General features: G+C 35.6%; 20 protein-coding genes. 12 read left to right on the top strand and 8 right to left on the bottom strand.

Features of this window, described 5'->3' with window-relative positions:
• Nucleotides 1-91: 91 nt before the first annotated feature.
• From trpD to F6U93_RS04750, 9 genes are all read left to right on the top strand, one after another.
• The gene (gene trpD / locus F6U93_RS04790) at nt 92-1,084 is read left to right on the top strand and encodes an anthranilate phosphoribosyltransferase (protein ID WP_150937365.1); all 993 of its coding nucleotides are present in this window, start codon (nt 92-94) and stop codon (nt 1,082-1,084) included.
• A 271-nt stretch (nt 1,085-1,355) separates the two neighbouring features.
• Nucleotides 1,356-2,138: an indole-3-glycerol phosphate synthase TrpC gene (gene trpC, locus F6U93_RS04785; RefSeq protein ID WP_150937363.1), complete on the top strand. Its 783-nt coding sequence runs from the start codon at nt 1,356-1,358 to the stop codon at nt 2,136-2,138.
• Nucleotides 2,139-2,277: 139 nt separating this feature from the next.
• A complete protein-coding gene (locus tag F6U93_RS04780; RefSeq protein WP_150937611.1) occupies nt 2,278-2,934 on the top strand; it encodes a phosphoribosylanthranilate isomerase in 657 nt (218 codons plus the stop codon).
• The gene (gene trpB, locus F6U93_RS04775; protein WP_150937361.1) at nt 2,931-4,112 is read left to right on the top strand and encodes a tryptophan synthase subunit beta; all 1,182 of its coding nucleotides are present in this window, start codon (nt 2,931-2,933) and stop codon (nt 4,110-4,112) included. The genes F6U93_RS04780 and trpB overlap by 4 nt, the downstream gene beginning before the upstream one ends.
• 228 nt (nt 4,113-4,340) lie before the next feature.
• A complete protein-coding gene (trpA, locus tag F6U93_RS04770; RefSeq protein WP_150937359.1) occupies nt 4,341-5,105 on the top strand; it encodes a tryptophan synthase subunit alpha in 765 nt (254 codons plus the stop codon).
• 45 nt (nt 5,106-5,150) lie between these two features.
• Complete coding sequence (locus tag F6U93_RS04765) at nt 5,151-5,561, top strand: DUF805 domain-containing protein (protein WP_150937357.1); 411 nt, start codon at nt 5,151-5,153, stop codon at nt 5,559-5,561.
• A gap of 180 nt (nt 5,562-5,741) precedes the next feature.
• On the top strand, nt 5,742-7,013 hold the full coding sequence (locus tag F6U93_RS04760) for an NAD(P)/FAD-dependent oxidoreductase (RefSeq protein WP_150937355.1): 1,272 nt from the start codon (nt 5,742-5,744) through the stop codon (nt 7,011-7,013).
• 81 nt (nt 7,014-7,094) lie between these two features.
• Nucleotides 7,095-8,156: a T9SS type A sorting domain-containing protein gene (locus tag F6U93_RS04755; RefSeq protein ID WP_150937353.1), complete on the top strand. Its 1,062-nt coding sequence runs from the start codon at nt 7,095-7,097 to the stop codon at nt 8,154-8,156.
• Between the two features lie 2 nt (nt 8,157-8,158).
• Nucleotides 8,159-8,608, top strand: coding sequence for a tRNA (cytidine(34)-2'-O)-methyltransferase (locus F6U93_RS04750; protein ID WP_150937351.1), 450 nt, complete (start codon nt 8,159-8,161; stop codon nt 8,606-8,608).
• On the opposite strand, the gene F6U93_RS04745 is transcribed toward F6U93_RS04750, so the two are convergent.
• The gene (locus F6U93_RS04745; protein ID WP_150937349.1) at nt 8,605-9,579 is read right to left on the bottom strand and encodes an FAD:protein FMN transferase; all 975 of its coding nucleotides are present in this window, start codon (nt 9,577-9,579) and stop codon (nt 8,605-8,607) included. The genes F6U93_RS04750 and F6U93_RS04745 overlap by 4 nt on opposite strands.
• 15 nt (nt 9,580-9,594) lie before the next feature.
• Complete coding sequence (locus tag F6U93_RS04740; RefSeq protein ID WP_150937347.1) at nt 9,595-9,972, bottom strand: Na(+)-translocating NADH-quinone reductase subunit F; 378 nt, start codon at nt 9,970-9,972, stop codon at nt 9,595-9,597.
• 164 nt (nt 9,973-10,136) lie between these two features.
• Here F6U93_RS04740 and F6U93_RS04735 point away from each other — a divergent pair, with 164 nt between their 5' ends.
• A complete protein-coding gene (locus tag F6U93_RS04735; protein WP_150937344.1) occupies nt 10,137-10,589 on the top strand; it encodes a Na(+)-translocating NADH-quinone reductase subunit F in 453 nt (150 codons plus the stop codon).
• A 71-nt stretch (nt 10,590-10,660) separates the two neighbouring features.
• Here the strand turns inward: F6U93_RS04735 and nqrF are convergent, their stop codons facing one another.
• The 6 genes from nqrF to F6U93_RS04705 all read right to left on the bottom strand — a co-directional run bounded on the left by nqrF (nt 10,661) and on the right by F6U93_RS04705 (nt 16,827).
• Nucleotides 10,661-11,968, bottom strand: a complete 1,308-nt coding sequence (nqrF, locus tag F6U93_RS04730) for an NADH:ubiquinone reductase (Na(+)-transporting) subunit F (protein WP_150937342.1) — start codon at nt 11,966-11,968, stop codon at nt 10,661-10,663.
• Nucleotide 11,969: 1 nt separating this feature from the next.
• A complete protein-coding gene (nqrE, locus tag F6U93_RS04725) occupies nt 11,970-12,692 on the bottom strand; it encodes an NADH:ubiquinone reductase (Na(+)-transporting) subunit E (protein WP_150937340.1) in 723 nt (240 codons plus the stop codon).
• A gap of 72 nt (nt 12,693-12,764) precedes the next feature.
• The gene (locus F6U93_RS04720) at nt 12,765-13,412 is read right to left on the bottom strand and encodes an NADH:ubiquinone reductase (Na(+)-transporting) subunit D (RefSeq protein ID WP_150937338.1); all 648 of its coding nucleotides are present in this window, start codon (nt 13,410-13,412) and stop codon (nt 12,765-12,767) included.
• Nucleotides 13,413-13,415: 3 nt separating this feature from the next.
• Nucleotides 13,416-14,168 carry a Na(+)-translocating NADH-quinone reductase subunit C gene (locus F6U93_RS04715; RefSeq protein WP_150937336.1) on the bottom strand — a complete coding sequence of 251 codons (753 nt, stop codon included), beginning with the start codon at nt 14,166-14,168 and terminating at the stop codon, nt 13,416-13,418.
• 2 nt (nt 14,169-14,170) lie between these two features.
• Nucleotides 14,171-15,397, bottom strand: a complete 1,227-nt coding sequence (locus tag F6U93_RS04710; RefSeq protein ID WP_150937334.1) for an NADH:ubiquinone reductase (Na(+)-transporting) subunit B — start codon at nt 15,395-15,397, stop codon at nt 14,171-14,173.
• Nucleotides 15,398-15,471: 74 nt separating this feature from the next.
• Complete coding sequence (locus F6U93_RS04705; RefSeq protein ID WP_150937332.1) at nt 15,472-16,827, bottom strand: Na(+)-translocating NADH-quinone reductase subunit A; 1,356 nt, start codon at nt 16,825-16,827, stop codon at nt 15,472-15,474.
• Between the two features lie 164 nt (nt 16,828-16,991).
• Between F6U93_RS04705 and F6U93_RS04700 the strand changes: the two genes are divergently transcribed.
• Both F6U93_RS04700 and apaG read left to right on the top strand, forming a co-directional pair.
• Nucleotides 16,992-18,242 carry a type IX secretion system plug protein gene (locus F6U93_RS04700; RefSeq protein ID WP_150937330.1) on the top strand — a complete coding sequence of 417 codons (1,251 nt, stop codon included), beginning with the start codon at nt 16,992-16,994 and terminating at the stop codon, nt 18,240-18,242.
• 106 nt (nt 18,243-18,348) lie between these two features.
• Complete coding sequence (gene apaG, locus F6U93_RS04695; RefSeq protein ID WP_150937328.1) at nt 18,349-18,735, top strand: Co2+/Mg2+ efflux protein ApaG; 387 nt, start codon at nt 18,349-18,351, stop codon at nt 18,733-18,735.
• Nucleotides 18,736-18,777 lie beyond the last annotated feature (42 nt).

Genomic DNA, 18,777 nt, shown 5'->3' with positions numbered 1-18,777 from the left:
GGTTAATGGTTAATGGTTAATGGTTAATGGTTAATGGTTAAAATAAAAAAGCCATAGTTAGCAACCAAAAACTAAGTAAAAATAAAAAGTAATGAAAGACATATTAAACAGATTATTAAACCACGAAACGCTTTCTAGCGACGAAGCCAAAGAAGTTTTGATGAACATCTCAAAAGGGATGTATAATCAAAGCCAGATGGTTTGTTTTCTTTCGGTTTATATGATGCGAAGTATAACTTTAGAGGAGTTAAGCGGATTTAGAAATGCCCTTCTCGATTTATGTATAGCAGTAGATTTAAACGACTTTAATCCTATTGACCTTTGTGGTACTGGCGGTGATGGTAAAGATACTTTCAATATTTCAACGCTAGCGTCATTCATTACGGCTGGTGCAGGCGTGAATGTCACAAAACATGGAAACTATGGTGTGTCTTCATCTTGTGGCTCATCGAATGTCATGGAATATTTAGGCATTAAGTTTTCAAACGATATTGATTTCCTTAAGCGGTCTATTGATCAAACAGGTATTTGTGTTTTACATGCCCCATTGTTTCATCCAGCTATGAAAGAAGTTGGTCCGATTCGTAAAGAATTAGGTGTAAAAACCTTCTTTAATATGTTAGGCCCAATGGTGAACCCGGCGTTTCCTAAAAATCAAATGGTTGGTGTTTTCAATTTAGAATTACAACGTTTATACGGCTATTTATATCAACAAACCGATAAAAATTATAGCATCGTTCATGCTTTAGATGGTTACGATGAAATTTCCCTAACAGGTAAAGCAAAAATCATTTCAAACCAAGCTGAAACTTTATTCACACCAGAGAATTTAGGACTTTCTACGATAAAACAAGAAGCTATTTTTGGCGGAAGTACTGTAGAAGAATCTGCTAAAATATTTGTAAAAGTGATAAACGGCAAAGGTACCGAAGCGCAGCACAACGTAGTGTGTGCAAATGCCGGTTTGGCTATCGCTACGACCAATCAAATTTCACATCAAGAAGGATTTGAATTGGCAAAAGAATCTTTGTTTTCAGGAAAAGCAAAAACGAGTTTAGATAAATTGATTGCGTTGAGCAAGTAAAAAGTTTTCAGTAGCAGTAGCAGTATTCAGTTTCAGTTGCTTACTGACAATAATGACATAAAAGAATATAATATTGCAGAAAATCAACACCCAAATTTCGACACAGTCGAAAAGACAATCTGCAGAAATAATGAATGAAGGAATGTAGTTGCGAAGCGGAGCTTCAAGCACGAAATTCCGAGAGTGAATGTTCCGAAGGAATTTCCTCAGATTGATTTGATTTTTTGGTTCGTTTTGTATCAAGACAAAATGAACAGAAATAAATAATAAAATGAACATATTAGATAAAATCACATTAGATAAACGTAACGAAGTCGCACTTCGTAAAAGTTTAATCCCTGTATCACAATTAGAACAATCGGTTTTATTTGAAAGACCAACCGTGTCTTTAGCAAACAACCTAAGACAAAGTCCATCGGGTATTATTGCTGAACACAAGCGTCGTTCACCTTCAAAATCGGTCATCAACAATACCTTAAACGTTCAAGATGTAGCAAAAGGCTATGAAGACGCCGGAGTTTGTGGCATGTCCGTTTTAACAGATGGCAAATATTTTGGTGGGTCTTTAGACGATTTACTAACAGCTCGAGCCAGTTGTAAGCTTCCGTTATTACGTAAAGAATTCATAATAGACGAATATCAATTACTAGAAGCTAAAGCTTATGGTGCTGATGTTATTCTTTTAATTGCAGCAATTTTAACCCGTGATGAGATAAAAAAATATTCAGAATTTGCCAAAAGCCTAAACTTAGATGTACTTCTTGAAGTTCATAATGAAGAGGAGCTTCATAAATCCGTTATGCCAAGTTTAGACATGTTAGGGGTGAATAATAGAAATTTAAAAACATTTGATGTTAGCCTAGATACCAGCAAAACCTTAAGCACATTAATTCCTGATGATTTTGTAAAAGTTTCAGAAAGTGGCATCAGTAATATTGAAGCCATTAAAGAATTACAACCTTATGGATATAAAGGCTTTTTAATTGGAGAAAATTTCATGAAAACCGATAATCCTGGTGCCAGTGCAACTTCATTTATAAAAAGCTTACTGTAGAAGCCTCCTCTAACTCCTCCATGGGAGGAGGACGCTTACTCAAACGATAATACTAATGAATAAGAACAAAAATATTTCGCAATCGGTTCCCGCCCCTTCGGGGAGGGCTAGGGAGGGGTTTCTCCTCAAGGTCTGCGGTATGAAATTCGAAGATAATATTGAAGCTGTTGCAAGCTTGCAACCCGATTATCTCGGATTTATATTTTTTGAAAAATCCGAAAGAGATTTTGGAACCAACCACATTCCCGAAATACCGTCTTCAATAAAAAAAGTTGGTGTGTTTGTTGATGCTGAAATCAATTTTGTGATTGAAAAAGTGAATACGCTTCAGCTGCAAGCCATTCAATTGCACGGTCACGAATCACCTGAATACTGTGATGCTTTAAAGCACACCCAGTTCTTTTCAGAAACCAACGATGAGCTACTTAAAATAGATGTCATTAAAGTGTTCTCTATAAAAGACAGCTTCAATTTTGAAGTTTTAAAACCTTACGAAGACGTTTGTGATTATTTTCTATTCGATACCAAAGGCAAACTCCCTGGCGGTAACGGCTATACTTTCGATTGGAATGTTTTAAACGAATACCCTTCGGAAAAACCATTCTTTTTAAGTGGTGGCATTGGCGTAGACGAAATTTCAGATATCAATAAATTTCAAAACAGTAAGGCTTCAAAACATTGCTATGCTCTGGATGTGAATAGTAAATTTGAGATTAAACCCGGATTAAAAAATATAGAATTACTAAAAGAATTTAAACAACAGGTTTTTACGAACAACGAAAATAAAAGTTCATGAATTATAACGTAAACGACAAAGGATACTACGGCGAATTTGGTGGTGCATACATTCCAGAAATGTTATACCCTAACGTAGAAGAGTTACGCCAAAACTATTTAAAAGTGATGACCGAACCTGATTTTAAAGCAGAATTCGATAAGCTTTTAAAAGATTATGTTGGGCGCCCATCACCATTGTATTTTGCAAAGCGTCTTTCAGAAAAATACAACACCAAAATATATTTAAAGCGTGAGGATTTAAATCACACAGGTGCTCACAAAATCAACAACACGATTGGTCAGATTTTAATGGCTAAGCGCTTAGGTAAAACCCGTATTATTGCCGAAACTGGCGCCGGACAACACGGTGTGGCCACAGCAACAGTTTGTGCACTTATGGGGCTTGAGTGTATTGTTTACATGGGCGAAATTGACATTGCCAGACAAGCACCAAACGTAGCCCGCATGAAAATGTTAGGCGCAACGGTTGTCCCTGCAAAATCAGGAAGTCGCACTTTAAAAGACGCTACCAATGAGGCTATTCGCGATTGGATTAGTAATCCCGTAAACACCCATTACATTATTGGATCGGCTATTGGGCCACACCCCTACCCTGATATGGTGACTCGATTTCAGGCGGTGATTTCTGAAGAAATTAAATGGCAACTTAAAGAACAAGAAGGTCGTGAAAACCCTGATTATGTAGTCGCTTGTATTGGTGGCGGCAGTAATGCTGCAGGAACTTATTACCATTATTTACATGAAAAAGATGTGAATATTATCGCTGTTGAAGCGGCCGGACACGGCGTAGATTCAGGCGAAAGTGCCGCAACTTCTATTTTAGGAAAAGAAGGTATCATCCACGGTTGTAAAACCTTGTTGATGCAAACTAAGGACGGACAAATAACCGAGCCCTATTCTATTTCGGCAGGCTTAGATTACCCTGGGGTTGGCCCTATGCATGCCCATTTATGTAAATCGGGACGTGCCGAATTCATGGCGATGACAGACGATCAAGCCATGAAAGCAGGATTAGACTTATGCAAGCTAGAAGGTATCATTCCAGCTATAGAAAGCTCCCATGCCCTAGCTATTTTTGAGGAAAAAACATTTAAACCAACCGATGTGGTTGTGGTGAGTTTATCAGGTCGTGGCGATAAGGATTTACAGAATTATATTGAGTATTTTAATATATAGGGCGTTACCACAAGGGTCGGGCTTTTGGCAGTCGCTTTTTTTGAGAAAAACAAAAAAGAGCTCCAACAATGCCTCAATCCCTAACGCGGAAAATAACGTCATATTGAATTTAGTTTCAGTATCACATAAAATAAAACACATCATGAGAACCTGAAACCAGTTCAGGTTGACGAAAATAAACGAGCGTCATGCTGAACTTGTTTCAGCATCACACAACAAAGATTAACAATGAACAGAATAAATAAAAAACTAAGCGAAGATAAAAAGCTACTATCTATATATTTCACGGCGGGCTACCCTAACATAGACGATACCGTTTCTATCATTCAAGATTTAGAAAAAAACGGTGTAGACATGATTGAAATTGGTTTACCGTTTAGCGACCCTTTAGCTGACGGCCCTACCATTCAAGCGAGTTCAACTCAAGCTTTAAAAAATGGTATGACTACTGAAGTGCTTTTCGATCAACTAAAAGAGATCCGTAAATCGGTAAATATTCCATTAATTATCATGGGCTATTTTAACCCGATGTTTCAATATGGCGTGGAAGCCTTCTGTAAAAAATGTCAAGAAATAGGCATTGATGGATTAATCATTCCTGATTTACCTGTTGATGTATATCATGAACAATACCAAGCTATTTTTGAGCAATACAGACTAAGAAATATCTTTTTAATCACCCCACAAACCAGTGATGAACGTATTCGTTATATCGATTCGATTTCAAACGGATTTATATACATGGTAAGTAGTGCCAGTACAACAGGTTCACAAACTGGTTTTGGCGATGAGCAAACCAATTATTTTAAACGTATTGCCGATATGAAACTTATCAACCCTCAAATTATTGGCTTCGGCATTAGTGATAACGAAACCTTTACTCAAGCGACGCAATACGCTAAAGGCGCTATTATTGGAAGTGCTTTTGTTAAACATGTTACTCAAGAAGGTAGCAAATCGATTGATAGTTTCGTAAAAACTATTTTGAATTAAATATATTTGTATTTATTAACCAACTAACCCCAAAAATCAAAAATTATGAATTGGTACCTAAAAGTATTAAACCAATATGCTGACTTCAATGGAAGAGCCAGAAGAAAAGAATATTGGATGTTTACGCTTTTTCATTTAATAATCACCTATGGCGGTCTTGCGATCCTAGGTATTCTAGCTTACGCAATAGACAGTCCTTTCGTTATCTTTCTAGTTTACATTTACCTTCTAGCAACTATTGTACCTTCTTTAGCTTTAAATGTTAGAAGATTACATGATGTTAATAAAAGTGGATGGTTCATTTTAATAGGGCTTATACCTTTTGTTGGACCAATTTGGCTTTTTGTACTATCGGTTACAGAAGGAGACCGAGGATCAAACCAATATGGTTCAGACCCTAAGGCTCTAAACGAAGAAGAAATTAATGACATAGGAAAACCGCAACTGGAAGCATAAAACACGAAAAAAACCTACTCTTAATCGAGTAGGTTTTTTTGCATAAAATCTTTAAAACTCAAAAAATATAGTATTATACTAAAAGAAGCCTTACCACACTTCTTATTTACATTTTTAACCTACAGCTAAACAGATTAAATAAAGATCTAATTTTCTAAATTTTCTAAACAACTACCACACATGGAAAGAATTATTATAGTAGGTGCAGGATTTGCAGGCTTACGTTTAGCCCAAGACCTCATGAACAATCCCTATTACCAGATTTATTTAATTGACAAACAAAACTACCACCAGTTTCAACCTTTAATGTATCAAGTGGCTTCAGCTCGATTAGAGCCTGCGAGTATCTCTTTTCCGCTAAGGAAGGTATTTCAAAAGGCCAAAAACGTAAAAATACGTATCGCTGAAGTTAAAGGCATTGACTATGAGCAAAAAAATATCACCACAACTATTGGTGATTTTGATTATGATCATTTGGTGATGTCTATTGGTTGTACTACCAATTATTTTGGTAATCAGAATCTCAAGGATTACGCCTACCCGATGAAAACCATTCCTGAGGCCATCCAGCTTAGGAATCGTATTCTACAAACCTTTGAAAACGCACTAAACACTACCGATCAAGATGAGCTTCAAGCTTTATTAAACTTCGTTATTGTTGGTGGAGGGCCAACAGGTGTAGAATTAGCTGGGGCTTTAGCCGAAATGAAGCAACATATTCTTCCTAAAGACTACCCAGACAAAGACTTTTCTAAATTACAAATATACCTTTTAGAAGGCTCCCCTAATACGTTGAGCCCTATGAGTAAGGGGTCTCAAAAAATGTCACAAAAATATTTAGAAGACCTAGGTGTCGTAGTAAAAACCAATACTTTCGTAAAAGACTACGACAGCGAAGTGGTTACTCTAAACTCAGGCGAGAAAATTAATTCTAAAAATGTAATTTGGGCTGCTGGGGTTATTGGCAACAAAGTAGATGGCTTTAAAGAAGACACCATTGCGAGAGGCAATCGTCTTATTGTAGATGAAGTTAACGAGGTAAAAGGTCTAGATCAAGTTTATGCCTTGGGTGATATTGCTTATATGGAAACTAAAAATTTTCCTCAGGGGCATCCACAAGTTGCTAGTGTAGCTCTTCAACAAGCCGCTCTACTAGCGAAAAACTTCAAAAGAAAAACCGAGAAGAAAGCCTTAAAACCGTTTAAGTACGTAGAAAAAGGTTCGATGGCTACCATTGGAAAACGAAAGGCTGTGGTTGATATGCCTAAATTCAGTTTCCAAGGAAAAATGGCTTGGTTTACTTGGATGTTTATTCACCTCATGCTCATTTTAAGTATCAAAAACAAACTACTTATCTTTATGAACTGGATGATTAGTTATTTTAATAATGACAGTACTTTAAGAATTATCATGAAACCCGTAGTAAATCGTGTAAAAACGAAGAAAGCATAATTATTAAAAAATTTAATTGAAAACACATTTTTTTAAGGCTCTAAATCACATAAATTAGCATAAACAGTTATAAAAAAAATCATGAAGCAAACTACTCTATTTTTTATCATTTTATTAATTGCAACGCAATTTACAGACGCTCAAGTCGTACTTGAGGCTGATGGCCCAGGTGGCACTTATGATTTAATTACCAATGTACTTGCTCCTGGTTACAATCCTATTGAAACACCAGATTGTGCACACCCTGATTTTGGGGATCATATTGATGAAGTTTATGATAACGAATTACAAGCTTATGTTTTTCAGTTTCACATGCATGTTAATGAAGATAATGACCGTTGTAAAAATTTTGACCGTCAGCGTAATGAAATTAAAACCTACGATCAGTCTCCAGATAATCTAGTAGCAACAGAAAATGAAATTGTTCGTTATAAGTGGCGTTTTAGATTGAGTGATGACTTTCAATCATCTTCGAGCTTCACACATATACATCAAATCAAATCGGTTGGAGGCAGTTTAGAAAGTATGCCAATGTATACGCTAACCACTAGAAAGGGGTCACCAGACCAGCTTGAATTACGTTATGCCGAAACCAATAGTCAAACCACACTTAAAAAAACGGACTTAACTCCTTTTAAAGGCACTTGGGTTGAAGCTACAGAAACCATTACATACAGCACAACAGGAACTTATTCTATTGTGCTTACCAGAATCAGCGACAACACAGAGTTGTTTAGTTACAGCGATGATAACATCATTAATTGGCGACCTGGAGCAACTATTGTACGTCCGAAATGGGGCATTTACAGAAGTTTAAATTCATCATCAGATTTAAAAGATGAAATCGTAGCTTTTGAATATTTCAGTATTGAAGAACTTCAAACACTATCTACTGATCGTTTAGAAAAAAAAAGTGATGCGATAAGCATACACCCTAACCCAAGTCAAGGGCTTGTATATTTTACCGAAAAAACAAATAACAGCTACGATAGCTTTTCTGTTTATAATGCTTTAGGGCAACCTGTACTGCTAAATTCAGAAGGCAAACAATTAGATACTTCAGCATTACACAGTGGTAGTTACTACATCTTATTCTATAAAGAACAGGCTAAAGTTGGGCATCAAAAACTTGTAATTCAATAAATATGCCTTTAAACATTGTATTGATTGAGCCTGAAATTCCTAACAACACCGGAAACATTGGCCGTTTAGCTCTTGGTTCAGGGTCTCACTTGCATTTGGTAAAGCCTTTTGGCTTTGAAATTGATGATTCCCGTTTAAAACGTGCTGGATTGGACTATTGGCAGCACCTTTCGGTAACTTATTACGACAATGTTGATGAGTTTTTCAAAATCAACAAAGATAAAAACATGGCTTTTTTATCGAGTAAAGGCAGTAAAAACCATTGGGATATTCCTTTTGAAGATGATTTGTTTTTAATCTTCGGAAAGGAATCTGTGGGTTTAGCTCCAGAAATCGTAAACAAACATGCTGACAAACTTTATAAGATCCCCCTTTATAGCGAGCATGTACGAAGTTTAAACTTAGCCAATGCCGTTAGTATTGTGGTTTATGAAGGGTTGAAAAACGTTTAATTCTCAGGAAAGCCATTAAGCGCTAATGTTTCAAGCTCTTGATTATCGTTTTCAAAAATCAAATACACCTTCAATTCAGGGTGGTCTTTTGCAAAGGTTTTAACTTTTTCTAGCCCCATGGCTTTAAAAGCTGTCGCGTAGGCATCGGCAGTCATACAGTTTTCATGAATCACAGAGATACTCAATAAATTCGTTTTACTAGGGAAGCCCGTTTTCGGGTCAATGATATGAGCATAACGTTTACCGTCTTTGTCTATTTTAAACTTGCGGTAGGTTCCTGATGTGGCCATAGCTTCATCCTTTAGTATAACAACATCTAAAATATCGTGTTCTCCTTCAAAATTCGGACTTTCAATACCGACCTTCCAAGGTTTCTGTTTTTCTGCATTGATACCTCTTGTTCTAATTTCACCACCAATTTCCACTAAATAATCATTGATATTCTGTGATTCTAAGTATTCACCAATCACATCTACCCCGTAGCCTTTTGCAATGGCATTAAAATCTAAAAAAGTACCCTTTGGCTTAATGATTTTATTATCGATTAGTGAGACTTGCTTTAACCCCACAGAACGCATCAACCAATCGATTGAAAGCGTATCTAGCTCTTCTATTTCACCTTTAGGCCCGAAATCCCAAGCGTTTACAACCGCTCCAATGGTAGGATCAAATGCACCATCGGTTTCTTCACAAATAGCTTTAGAAGCTTTATATACAGTTATAAAATGATCATCGACTTCAACAATTTCATTTTCATTGAGTCTTGAAATGATTGAATTATCTTGATAAGTGGACATCGAATTATTAATGACTACAAATAAACTATCAAACTGCGGTGTATAATTGACATCAGAATTATAGGTAACCGCATAGGTAGTACCAAAAACATCACCTACTAACTTCGTATTTTGAATTTCCTTTTTACACGAAACCAAAGCTAGAAGTGCTATTATAAAGGTTATTTGCTTCATATCTATTTCGTGGGTTTAGTTTAAATTCGTTTCTAAAAATTGAATACCATTATACTCCAATAAGTAATCGGTGTTCAGGTAAATGGGTTGTTTCTCTCCTTTTAAACTACCTATGCCAACGCCTGCATAAAGCACTTTCGCATCATGCTCTCTAGCGTGGTTTTTGAAAGACTCCATCCATACCACATCGTAATTATTCGGGTTTTCAGGTAAGATAACTGCTCTAACAATCACAAAAAAGTACTGCTTATTTTTATCCAAACAGACAAATTGTGGGTGTTTTTTCAGTTTACTATTAATAGCGATAAACTCAAAACCTCGTTCCTCCAAATCCTTTCCAACATGGTTCATAGCCAAATTATGTAATTCTTGATCGGTAAGCGGTTGACTCATATTCTAAATTTATATAATAAAGACAAACATAACAATATTTTAATTCAAGTTCTATTCTATGCCTATTGAATGTGAAATCATATCTACAAATTAGGTCGATAGAAATTCATATTTTTTATAACTCCTACTTTTTTAGTATATTAAAACCTAAAAACATCACAGTCATGAGTTTACGTTTTGATTCCGCTATAAACAAATTATATAATGCCTTTCATCATAACAAGCTTAATCCAGAATGTTGTAAACAATGTGCTGTGGGAAATATTTTAGACCAAACTGATGGTTGGAAACACCTTTCAGACAATCATGGAGACCTTCATTTGAATTATGTTGGGAAAGTACACCAATCTTTAGGACGTAAATTTAACGGCTATTCGCCTATTGAATTATTACAAATAGAACATGTGTTTTTGGAGGCCTGCGGATTTAAAACACCATTGCACCATTCAAACCAAAAACCTATCAATACGGCTGATAAAGATATTTTGTTTCAAGGCTTATACGCTGTAGTGACTTTGCTTTGTAAACTAGATCATATTCCTAATGTGATGGATTATACTAAGCTTTTTGAAAATAATGAAAAAACTGAAAGATCAACTTCTGAAATTATCGCATAAAAAAACCGACACTTTCGTATCGGTTTTTCTTAAATAAATACTCTTCTTGAGATTTATGCTTTGGCTGAAATTTATCCTCCAAAATCATCAAATCTAATATGCTCATCTGGGATACCAAAATCTTCTCCCATTTTCTGAACGGCATTGTTCATTAATGGTGGTCCACAGAAATACAATTCTATATCTTCTGGAGCGTCATGTAAGCTCAAATAATTATCTATTACACAGTTGTGAATGAATCCAACAAAACCATCTCCTGGTGCATCAATATTCTCTTTCACTTGCCAGTTATCTTCTGGTAAAGGTTCAGATAACGCTAAGTAGAATTTAAAGTTAGGGAATTCTGCTTCCAATTCACGGAAATGCTCTAAGTAGAACAACTCACGTTTTGAACGTCCTCCATACCAGTAAGTCACTTTTCTACCTGTTTTTAAGGTTTTGAATAAGTGGTATAAGTGTGAACGCATTGGCGCCATACCAGCTCCACCTCCAACGTAAAGCATTTCACTATCAGACTCATTGATGAAGAATTCACCGTAAGGTCCTGAAATCGTTACTTTATCTCCAGGTTTTTGATTAAAAATGAAAGATGATGCTACACCTGGATTTACATCCATCCAACCGTTTTTAGCACGGTCCCATGGCGGACAAGCAACACGAACGTTTAACATGATTTCACGCCCTTCAGCTGGGTAAGATGCCATAGAATAAGCTCTTTCTACTGTTTCTGTATTTTTCATCACTAATGGCCAAAGCGCAAACTTATCCCATTCTGCTTGAAACTTATCTGGTGTATCATGCTCTTCAGGGTGCGCTGTGATATCCATATCAGAATATTTCACCTCACATGGTGGTATTTCAATTTGAATATATCCACCCGCTTTGTAGCCCATATCTTCAGGGATTTCAACTACGAATTCCTTAATAAAAGACGCTACGTTATAGTTACGAACAACGGTTGCTTCCCATTTTTTAATTCCGAATACCTCTTCCGGAATAGTAATATTCATGTCTTGTTTCACCTTCACCTGACAAGATAAACGTGCACCATGAGCTAATTCTTTTCTTGTAAAGTGAGGAATCTCAGTTGGGAGTGCTTCACCACCACCTTCTAATACGTGACACTCACATTGAATACAAGTTCCACCTCCACCACAAGCAGAAGGTAAAAATATTTTGGCGTTACCTAAAGTAGAAAGTAAACTTCCTCCAGAGGCTACTTCAATTTCTTTTTCACCATTAATGGTAATCTTTACAGGTCCAGATGGTGATAATTTTTGTTTTACAAATAATAGTAAACTAACTAACGAAAGTGTAATAATCAAAAACGCTATTACGGTTACTACAATAGTTCCTGTTGTACTTGCTGCTAAAATCATATTACTCGGTTACTTTTATGTTGTTAGCGATCTCCTTGTTATTTTCTAATTCGGCCTTAGAAGCTTCTACTTTAGCAGTTTTTGCTTCTTTAGGAGCTTCATCATCACCTCCGGTTAACATACCACCAAAACTCATGAAGCCGATAGCCATTAAACCTGTAATAATGAATGTAATCCCTAACCCTCTTAATGCTGGTGGCACATTAGAATATCTAATTTTCTCACGAATGGCAGCAATAGCAAGAATTGCTAAGAACCATCCAATTCCTGAACCTACACCGTAAGTGGTTGCCAAGCCCAATGAAGGAATTTCACGAGATTGCATGAATAAAGACCCTCCTAAGATGGCACAGTTTACCGCAATCAATGGTAAGAAAATACCAAGTGAGTTATATAATGAAGGTGAAAATTTTTCAACTACAATTTCTACTAATTGTACCATGGTTGCAATGGTTGCAATAAACATGATAAATGATAGGAAACTTAAATCGTAATCGGCATACTCAGCACCCAACCATTTTAAAGCACCAGGTTGTAATAAATACTGATCTAATAACCAGTTTAAAGGCACTGTAATGGCTAATACGAATATCACTGCAGCACCAAGACCAACAGCAGTACTTACTTTTTTAGATACCGCCAGGTAAGAACACATCCCTAAGAACGTGGCAAATACCATGTTATCTATAAATATTGATTTTAAAAATAATTCTAAATGTTCCATATATTTTTAGTTTTTAGATTTTGGTTTGAAGTTATTGGCCATTAACCAAAAACTAAAAACCACCAACTAATTTTAATGATCTTCTACTAAAGCTTTGTTTCTTGAACGTTGTACCCAAATGATGATACCCACAACGATTAAGGCCATTGGTGATAATAACATAAATCCGTTATTTTCATATCCAATAGAATACAATCCTGTTTTTGCAATTGGGTCACCTAATACAGGAAAACCTAAAAGGGTTCCAGAACCAAATAATTCTCTAAAGAAACCTACTATAATAAGAATCACACCATATCCTAAAGAGTTACCAATACCATCAAGGAAAGATTTCCAAGGACCGTTTGCTAAAGCAAAAGCCTCAAAACGCCCCATAATGATACAGTTGGTAATAATTAAACCAATGAATACAGAAAGTGTTTTACTTAATTCGTATGCAAAAGCTTTTAGTACTTGATCTACAATAATTACTAAAGCAGCAACCACTGTTAACTGTACTATAATTCTAATTTTAGAAGGTATAATGTTACGCATTAATGAAATGATAACATTACCAAACCCTAGTACGAATAATACTGAAATAGACATTACAATAGAAGCTTTAAGCTCTGCTGTAATTGCTAATGCTGAACAAATCCCTAATACCTGAATGGTAATTGGGTTATTATCTGCTAATGGGTCTGTGATTAACTTTGTGTCTTTTTTTGATAAAAGTCCCATAAATTAATTATTTTTTAAATTATCGAAATAAGGCTTGTAAAGTTTCAAATCACTTTTGATCATGGCTGTAACACCATCACCTGTGATTGTAGCTCCTGCAATAGCATCTACCTCGTTATCTGTTTTATCTTCGTTTGTTGGATCTGCATTTCCTTTAGCTACAGTTACACCTTTAAAGTTTCCGTTGTCGCCTAAAAGATGTTCTCCAATAAAGTCATCCATGAAATAACGTTGCTTGATATTGGCCCCTAAACCAGGAGTTTCACCCTTGTGGTCAAAATAAGCCCCTTGAATTATCATGTTTTTATCAACAGAAACGTAAGCCCAAATGGCATCCCATAACCCTTTACCGTAAATTGGAATGATGTAATGAGTCACACCATCTTTTTCACCGATAAACAAAGGCAAGTTACGTTTTGAAGGGTCACCTCCTGCAGCAGCTTTATCTTTTTTAAGGTCTATTAAATAAGCTTCATCATTTTCTTCTGCCGTACCATTTTTAATCACCAACTGTTTTGTAACGTATTGATCAAACAATTGAGGTGCTTCATTGGTAGAAACAAACACTGCGCTAGATTCGTCATTATCATTAACACCCATGGCGTATAGAATATTTTGTTGCTTTTCTATTCGTTGGTTTTCAGAAATCTTCGGTTTTAAAGAAGACGCTGTAAATGCTAATAACGCACCAACCACGATTACCATAGCAATGGCAAATATTATAGTATATGAATTTTTATCCGTTTTGTTTTCCATTTTTAAGCCGTTTTTACTTTTAAACGTTTCTTTCTTTTCTTCACATTACCTTGAACAACGTAATGATCGATTGTTGGTGCGAAAACATTCATTAATAGAATTGCTAACATCACACCCTCTGGGTAAGCCGGATTGAATACACGAATTAGAATAGAGATAAACCCTACTAAGAAACCGTAATACCATTTTCCTTTGTTAGTCTGTGCTGCAGTTACAGGATCGGTAGCCATAAACACCGTACCAAAAGCAAAACCACCAATAAGTAAGTGATGCCAGAATGGTGTACTCATTAACCCGTAAAACTTACTGGTTTCAGTAATAACACCAGCATCAACTATTTGGTTAAAAATAAGTCCCATTACAATGGCACCTAAAGCAGAAGACAACATGATTCTCCAACTACCAATTTTAGCGAAGATTAAGAATAAACCACCTAAAAGGATTAATAAAGTTGACGTTTCACCAATTGAACCTGGTATAAATCCAAGGAACATATCGGCTGCTGAATGCGCTACTTCTTTACCCTGAGCTAGAGTACCTAAAATGGTTTCTCCTGAAACAGCATCTAAATTTTCACCAGCAGCAATTGCTTGATCTCTAGCTACGGCGCCTTCAACCCATACTTTATCTCCAGACATCCATGTTGGATAAGCGAAGAATAAGAACGCACGAATAGTTAAAGCTGGATTAAGAATATTCATTCCCGTTCCTCCAAAAACTTCTTTTCCTATAACTACACCAAAAATAACGGCTACAGCAAGCATCCATAGAGGAATATCAATAGGCACAATAAGTGGTACTAACATACCAGTTACTAAATACCCTTCTTCCACTTCATGACCTTTAATAATTGCGAATATGAACTCTATACCTAAACCAACACCGTAAGACACGAGTACTAGTGGTATGATTTTCCAAAATCCTACATTGAAGTTGTCTAAAGTCCAAAATTCTGGACTAAAAAACCCTCCTGATACGGCTTGAATACCATCAAAAGCTAGGTGATGTTGGTATCCTGCGTTAAACATACCAAAGATTAAACATGGTACCATAGCCATAATTACGGTATTCATGGTACGTTTTAAATCGTCGGCTGCTTTTATATGAGTTCCATTATGTGTGGTCTCATTAGGTAAAAATAAAAAGGTATGAATGGCTGAAAAAGCAGGTAACCACTTCTTCCCTTTATTTTTAACTTTAAAATTATGTAAATTCTCTTTTAAACCCATCTTGTAATATTTTTCATTTCGTTTCTCAATGAATAATTTGTTACATTTTTCAATTTCCTTCTTAAATTGAATAATTATCCAATTTCTTTTAGCATTAAGTCTAAACCTTCTCTAATGATCTTTTGATGTGGTTGTTTCGATACACAAACAAATTCAGTTAAAGCAAAGTCTTCAGGAGCAACTTCGTACATACCTAAAGCTTCCATTTCATCTAAATCTTTATACATACAAGCTTTTAAGATTTGTAATGGATAAATATCTAAAGGAAAAACCTCCTCGTAAGTACCAGTAGTTACAAAGGCTCTATGCTCACCGTTTGTATTGGTATTTAAATCATAGGCTTTCTTAGGTGTTAACCATGAGAATGTTAATGCTCTTGAAGTTGAAACTTTATTGAAAATAGGTTTATTCCATCCGAAAAACTCATAATCATCACCTTCTGGAATCACAGAAATGACATTATCATAATAACCTAAACTTCCGTCTGGTTTTATTTCTTTTCCGCTTAAAACATTTCCAGAAATGATACGGTCATGACCAGATCTATCAATACCTTTATCGTAAACGATAGTCGCTACTTCACTTCCAATAATGGTTTTGAAGTATCTTGGTTTCTGAACAGAAGATCCAACTAAAGCGACAATACGCTCAGCGTTGAATTTCCCTGTTAACAGTAACTCACCTATGATTACTAAGTCTTGAGGATTAACCGTCCAAACCACTTCACCTTTGTTTACTGGATCAATTTTATTGATTTGCGTTCCTACATTACCTGAAGGATGCGGCCCAGAAACTTTGTGTAAGGTAATACCGTTTAAACCTGAAAGTGGCGAATTGGCATTCTTACCAACTGAAACATGCACTTTACCTTCAGTAAGTTTCCCTAAAGCGGTAATAGCGGCTTGCAATTCAGCTTCTTTACCTTTTAAAGTAAAATCTAAATCGGCTGCTAATGGCGCACTGGCATACCCTGAAATAAAAATCGCTTTTGGCGCTTTATCTGGATTTGCTACAACATCATACGGACGCTGTTTTACAAATGGCCAACATCCAGCAGCAAGTAAATGTGCTTTAATGTCTTCTGGGTTTGCGCTATTCACATCAACCTTTCCAAAATCTTGGTGCGATTGTGTTTTATCAGCTTCAATTTTTATGGCATCGATGCGCCTTTTTGGTCCACGAACAATCTCAACAATCTTACCTGAAACAGGTGATGAAAACATGACGTTTTCATTCGATTTATCGAAAAATAAAGCACCACCTGCTTGGACAGTAGCACGCTCTTTCAGAATAAGTTTTGGAATAACTCCGTGGAAGTCTTCTGGCCTTACGGTGTAGTAGTTGCTAATAACTGCTTGCTCAACAGTTTTATCAGCCTCACCCTTAAGTTTAATGTCCAGACCTTTTTTAATACGAATGTCGTTTGACATATTTATATTTATTGAAATTAGTTGTCTAAAAATCGCAGCAAAAATACATATAAATTATCAAATTCGCACTTTAAAACCTTTCTTGATATTATTTATATCAGTTCTAAATAAACACATTACGCAGACTAAAGAATTTAACTATATTTACACAAAACCACCCCTAAATGACTCTTAAACACCAAATAACTACTTTAACTTTCTTACTTTCTGTAATGCTTTTCTCACAAGTTAAAGAAGTAAACCCACCCGACTACATCAAAACGATCAACTTTATAGGTGACACCAACGAAAATCAATTACCTATTTTAAGTATTAATGACCATATAACTTTAGAATTTGATGCTCTAAACGGAAATGAAGAAGATTTTTACTACAAAATCAAATATTTTAATAGTGATTGGACACCTTCAGTATTGGTGCAACCAGAATATTTGGATGGTTTCGACAACCAGCGCATTAGAGACTATGACAACTCTTTTAATACCTATCAAATATTTTCACACTACAAACTTACTATTCCAAATAATCAAACAAGAGGTTTAAAAATTTCAGGCAATTACATGATTTACATCTATAACAATAATAGCGAACTTGTTTTTTCTAGAAAATTTATGCTTTATGAAAACCTTGTTAATGTTGGTGTGGCTGTAAAACGCTCTCGAAACATGGATGGTATTGAAAGTAAACAACGCATCGAACTTATAGTCGATTCTAACCGAATTCAATTTAACAACCCACAACAAACAGTTCAGGCTGTTATCATACAAAACAACAACTTAAAAACGGCTGTAACCAATATCACCCCTCAATACACTTTAGGAAATCAGTTGGTCTATAAATATGATACCGAAACTAGTTTTTGGGGCGGCAATGAATATTTTTTCTTTGAAAATAAAGATGTACGTGGCGCAAACAACAACATTCAATTTATAGACTTACAAGATTTATATCACAATTATTTATACACCAACGGAAGCCGTGCTAATCAACCTTACACCTACAATCCTGACATTAATGGTAATTACGTCATCAATAATCTTGATGCTACCTACCCTAATATTGAAGCCGACTACGTGTGGATGCACTTTTCATTAGCTGCAAACAATACCTTAAAAAACAAAAACATTCATGTATATGGAAGCTTTAATAACTATGCTATTGAAGACGCTACGAAAATGACTTATGACGCTTCAAAAAACATATTTACAAACACCCTATTACTTAAACAAGGTTTTTACAATTACAAATATGTTGTCGTTAATGCGGATGGTCAAATAGACGAAGGATTCATCAGTGGAAATCACTGGCAAACCGAAAACAGCTACAAGGTATTGGTTTATTACCGAGACCTAGGCGCACGATATGATAGAATTGTGGGCTACAATGAAGGGAGTTCCGTAAATATTAGCAACTAAAATTACTAATCAGCTAAATTTTTCGTCAAACACGTTAAAATTTGTGACAGACATTTATAATTTGTTACATTAGCAACTATAAACACATGGTATATCAATAGTTAACATGGTTCAACAGGTAACAAAAGGCATAAAGATTTCGGTAAAAACCAATTATGAGGGCTCTTTTTATAAAAACTATAAAATACAGTACGCCTTTGGCTATACCATTACCATAGAAAACCAAAGTAAAGACTCTGTGCAGCTTTTTGCCCGTCATTGGGAAATACTAGATGCTTTAAATAATGTTGAAACTGTTTCAGGAGAAGGCGTTATTGGGAAAAAACCTGTTTTAAAACCTGGTGAATCCCATACTTACTCTTCCGGCTGTTTACTAACATCGCCCTTTGGTGCTATGCAAGGACACTACAGCATGGTAAACTTTACAACCACTAGAAAATTTGAAGTGACCATTCCTACTTTTAAACTTAGCGCGCCTTTTGCGATAAACTAAGCTTAGATACTTTTTTCTGCGGAAATAAACAATATCACATTG

The sequence above is a fragment of the Pseudotamlana haliotis genome (genome assembly GCF_008806375.1).
Taxonomy (GTDB): Bacteria; Bacteroidota; Bacteroidia; order Flavobacteriales; family Flavobacteriaceae; genus Pseudotamlana; species Pseudotamlana haliotis.
Note: the sequence above shows the minus strand (reverse complement) of the source record. Positions and strands in the feature narration are given on the sequence as shown.

Coding starts and splice junctions, on each gene's coding strand:
- trpA (WP_150937359.1), top strand. CDS start 4,341: ATGAACAGAATAAATAAAAAACTAAGCGAAGATAAAAAGCTACTATCT.
- trpB (WP_150937361.1), top strand. CDS start 2,931: ATGAATTATAACGTAAACGACAAAGGATACTACGGCGAATTTGGTGGT.
- F6U93_RS04705 (WP_150937332.1), bottom strand. CDS start 16,827: ATGTCAAACGACATTCGTATTAAAAAAGGTCTGGACATTAAACTTAAG.
- F6U93_RS04755 (WP_150937353.1), top strand. CDS start 7,095: ATGAAGCAAACTACTCTATTTTTTATCATTTTATTAATTGCAACGCAA.
- F6U93_RS04760 (WP_150937355.1), top strand. CDS start 5,742: ATGGAAAGAATTATTATAGTAGGTGCAGGATTTGCAGGCTTACGTTTA.
- F6U93_RS04740 (WP_150937347.1), bottom strand. CDS start 9,972: ATGAGTCAACCGCTTACCGATCAAGAATTACATAATTTGGCTATGAAC.
- F6U93_RS04710 (WP_150937334.1), bottom strand. CDS start 15,397: ATGGGTTTAAAAGAGAATTTACATAATTTTAAAGTTAAAAATAAAGGG.
- trpC (WP_150937363.1), top strand. CDS start 1,356: ATGAACATATTAGATAAAATCACATTAGATAAACGTAACGAAGTCGCA.
- trpD (WP_150937365.1), top strand. CDS start 92: ATGAAAGACATATTAAACAGATTATTAAACCACGAAACGCTTTCTAGC.
- F6U93_RS04780 (WP_150937611.1), top strand. CDS start 2,278: ATGAAATTCGAAGATAATATTGAAGCTGTTGCAAGCTTGCAACCCGAT.
- F6U93_RS04745 (WP_150937349.1), bottom strand. CDS start 9,579: ATGAAGCAAATAACCTTTATAATAGCACTTCTAGCTTTGGTTTCGTGT.
- F6U93_RS04715 (WP_150937336.1), bottom strand. CDS start 14,168: ATGGAAAACAAAACGGATAAAAATTCATATACTATAATATTTGCCATT.
- nqrE (WP_150937340.1), bottom strand. CDS start 12,692: ATGGAACATTTAGAATTATTTTTAAAATCAATATTTATAGATAACATG.
- F6U93_RS04735 (WP_150937344.1), top strand. CDS start 10,137: ATGAGTTTACGTTTTGATTCCGCTATAAACAAATTATATAATGCCTTT.
- apaG (WP_150937328.1), top strand. CDS start 18,349: ATGGTTCAACAGGTAACAAAAGGCATAAAGATTTCGGTAAAAACCAAT.
- F6U93_RS04720 (WP_150937338.1), bottom strand. CDS start 13,412: ATGGGACTTTTATCAAAAAAAGACACAAAGTTAATCACAGACCCATTA.
- nqrF (WP_150937342.1), bottom strand. CDS start 11,968: ATGATTTTAGCAGCAAGTACAACAGGAACTATTGTAGTAACCGTAATA.
- F6U93_RS04765 (WP_150937357.1), top strand. CDS start 5,151: ATGAATTGGTACCTAAAAGTATTAAACCAATATGCTGACTTCAATGGA.
- F6U93_RS04750 (WP_150937351.1), top strand. CDS start 8,159: ATGCCTTTAAACATTGTATTGATTGAGCCTGAAATTCCTAACAACACC.
- F6U93_RS04700 (WP_150937330.1), top strand. CDS start 16,992: ATGACTCTTAAACACCAAATAACTACTTTAACTTTCTTACTTTCTGTA.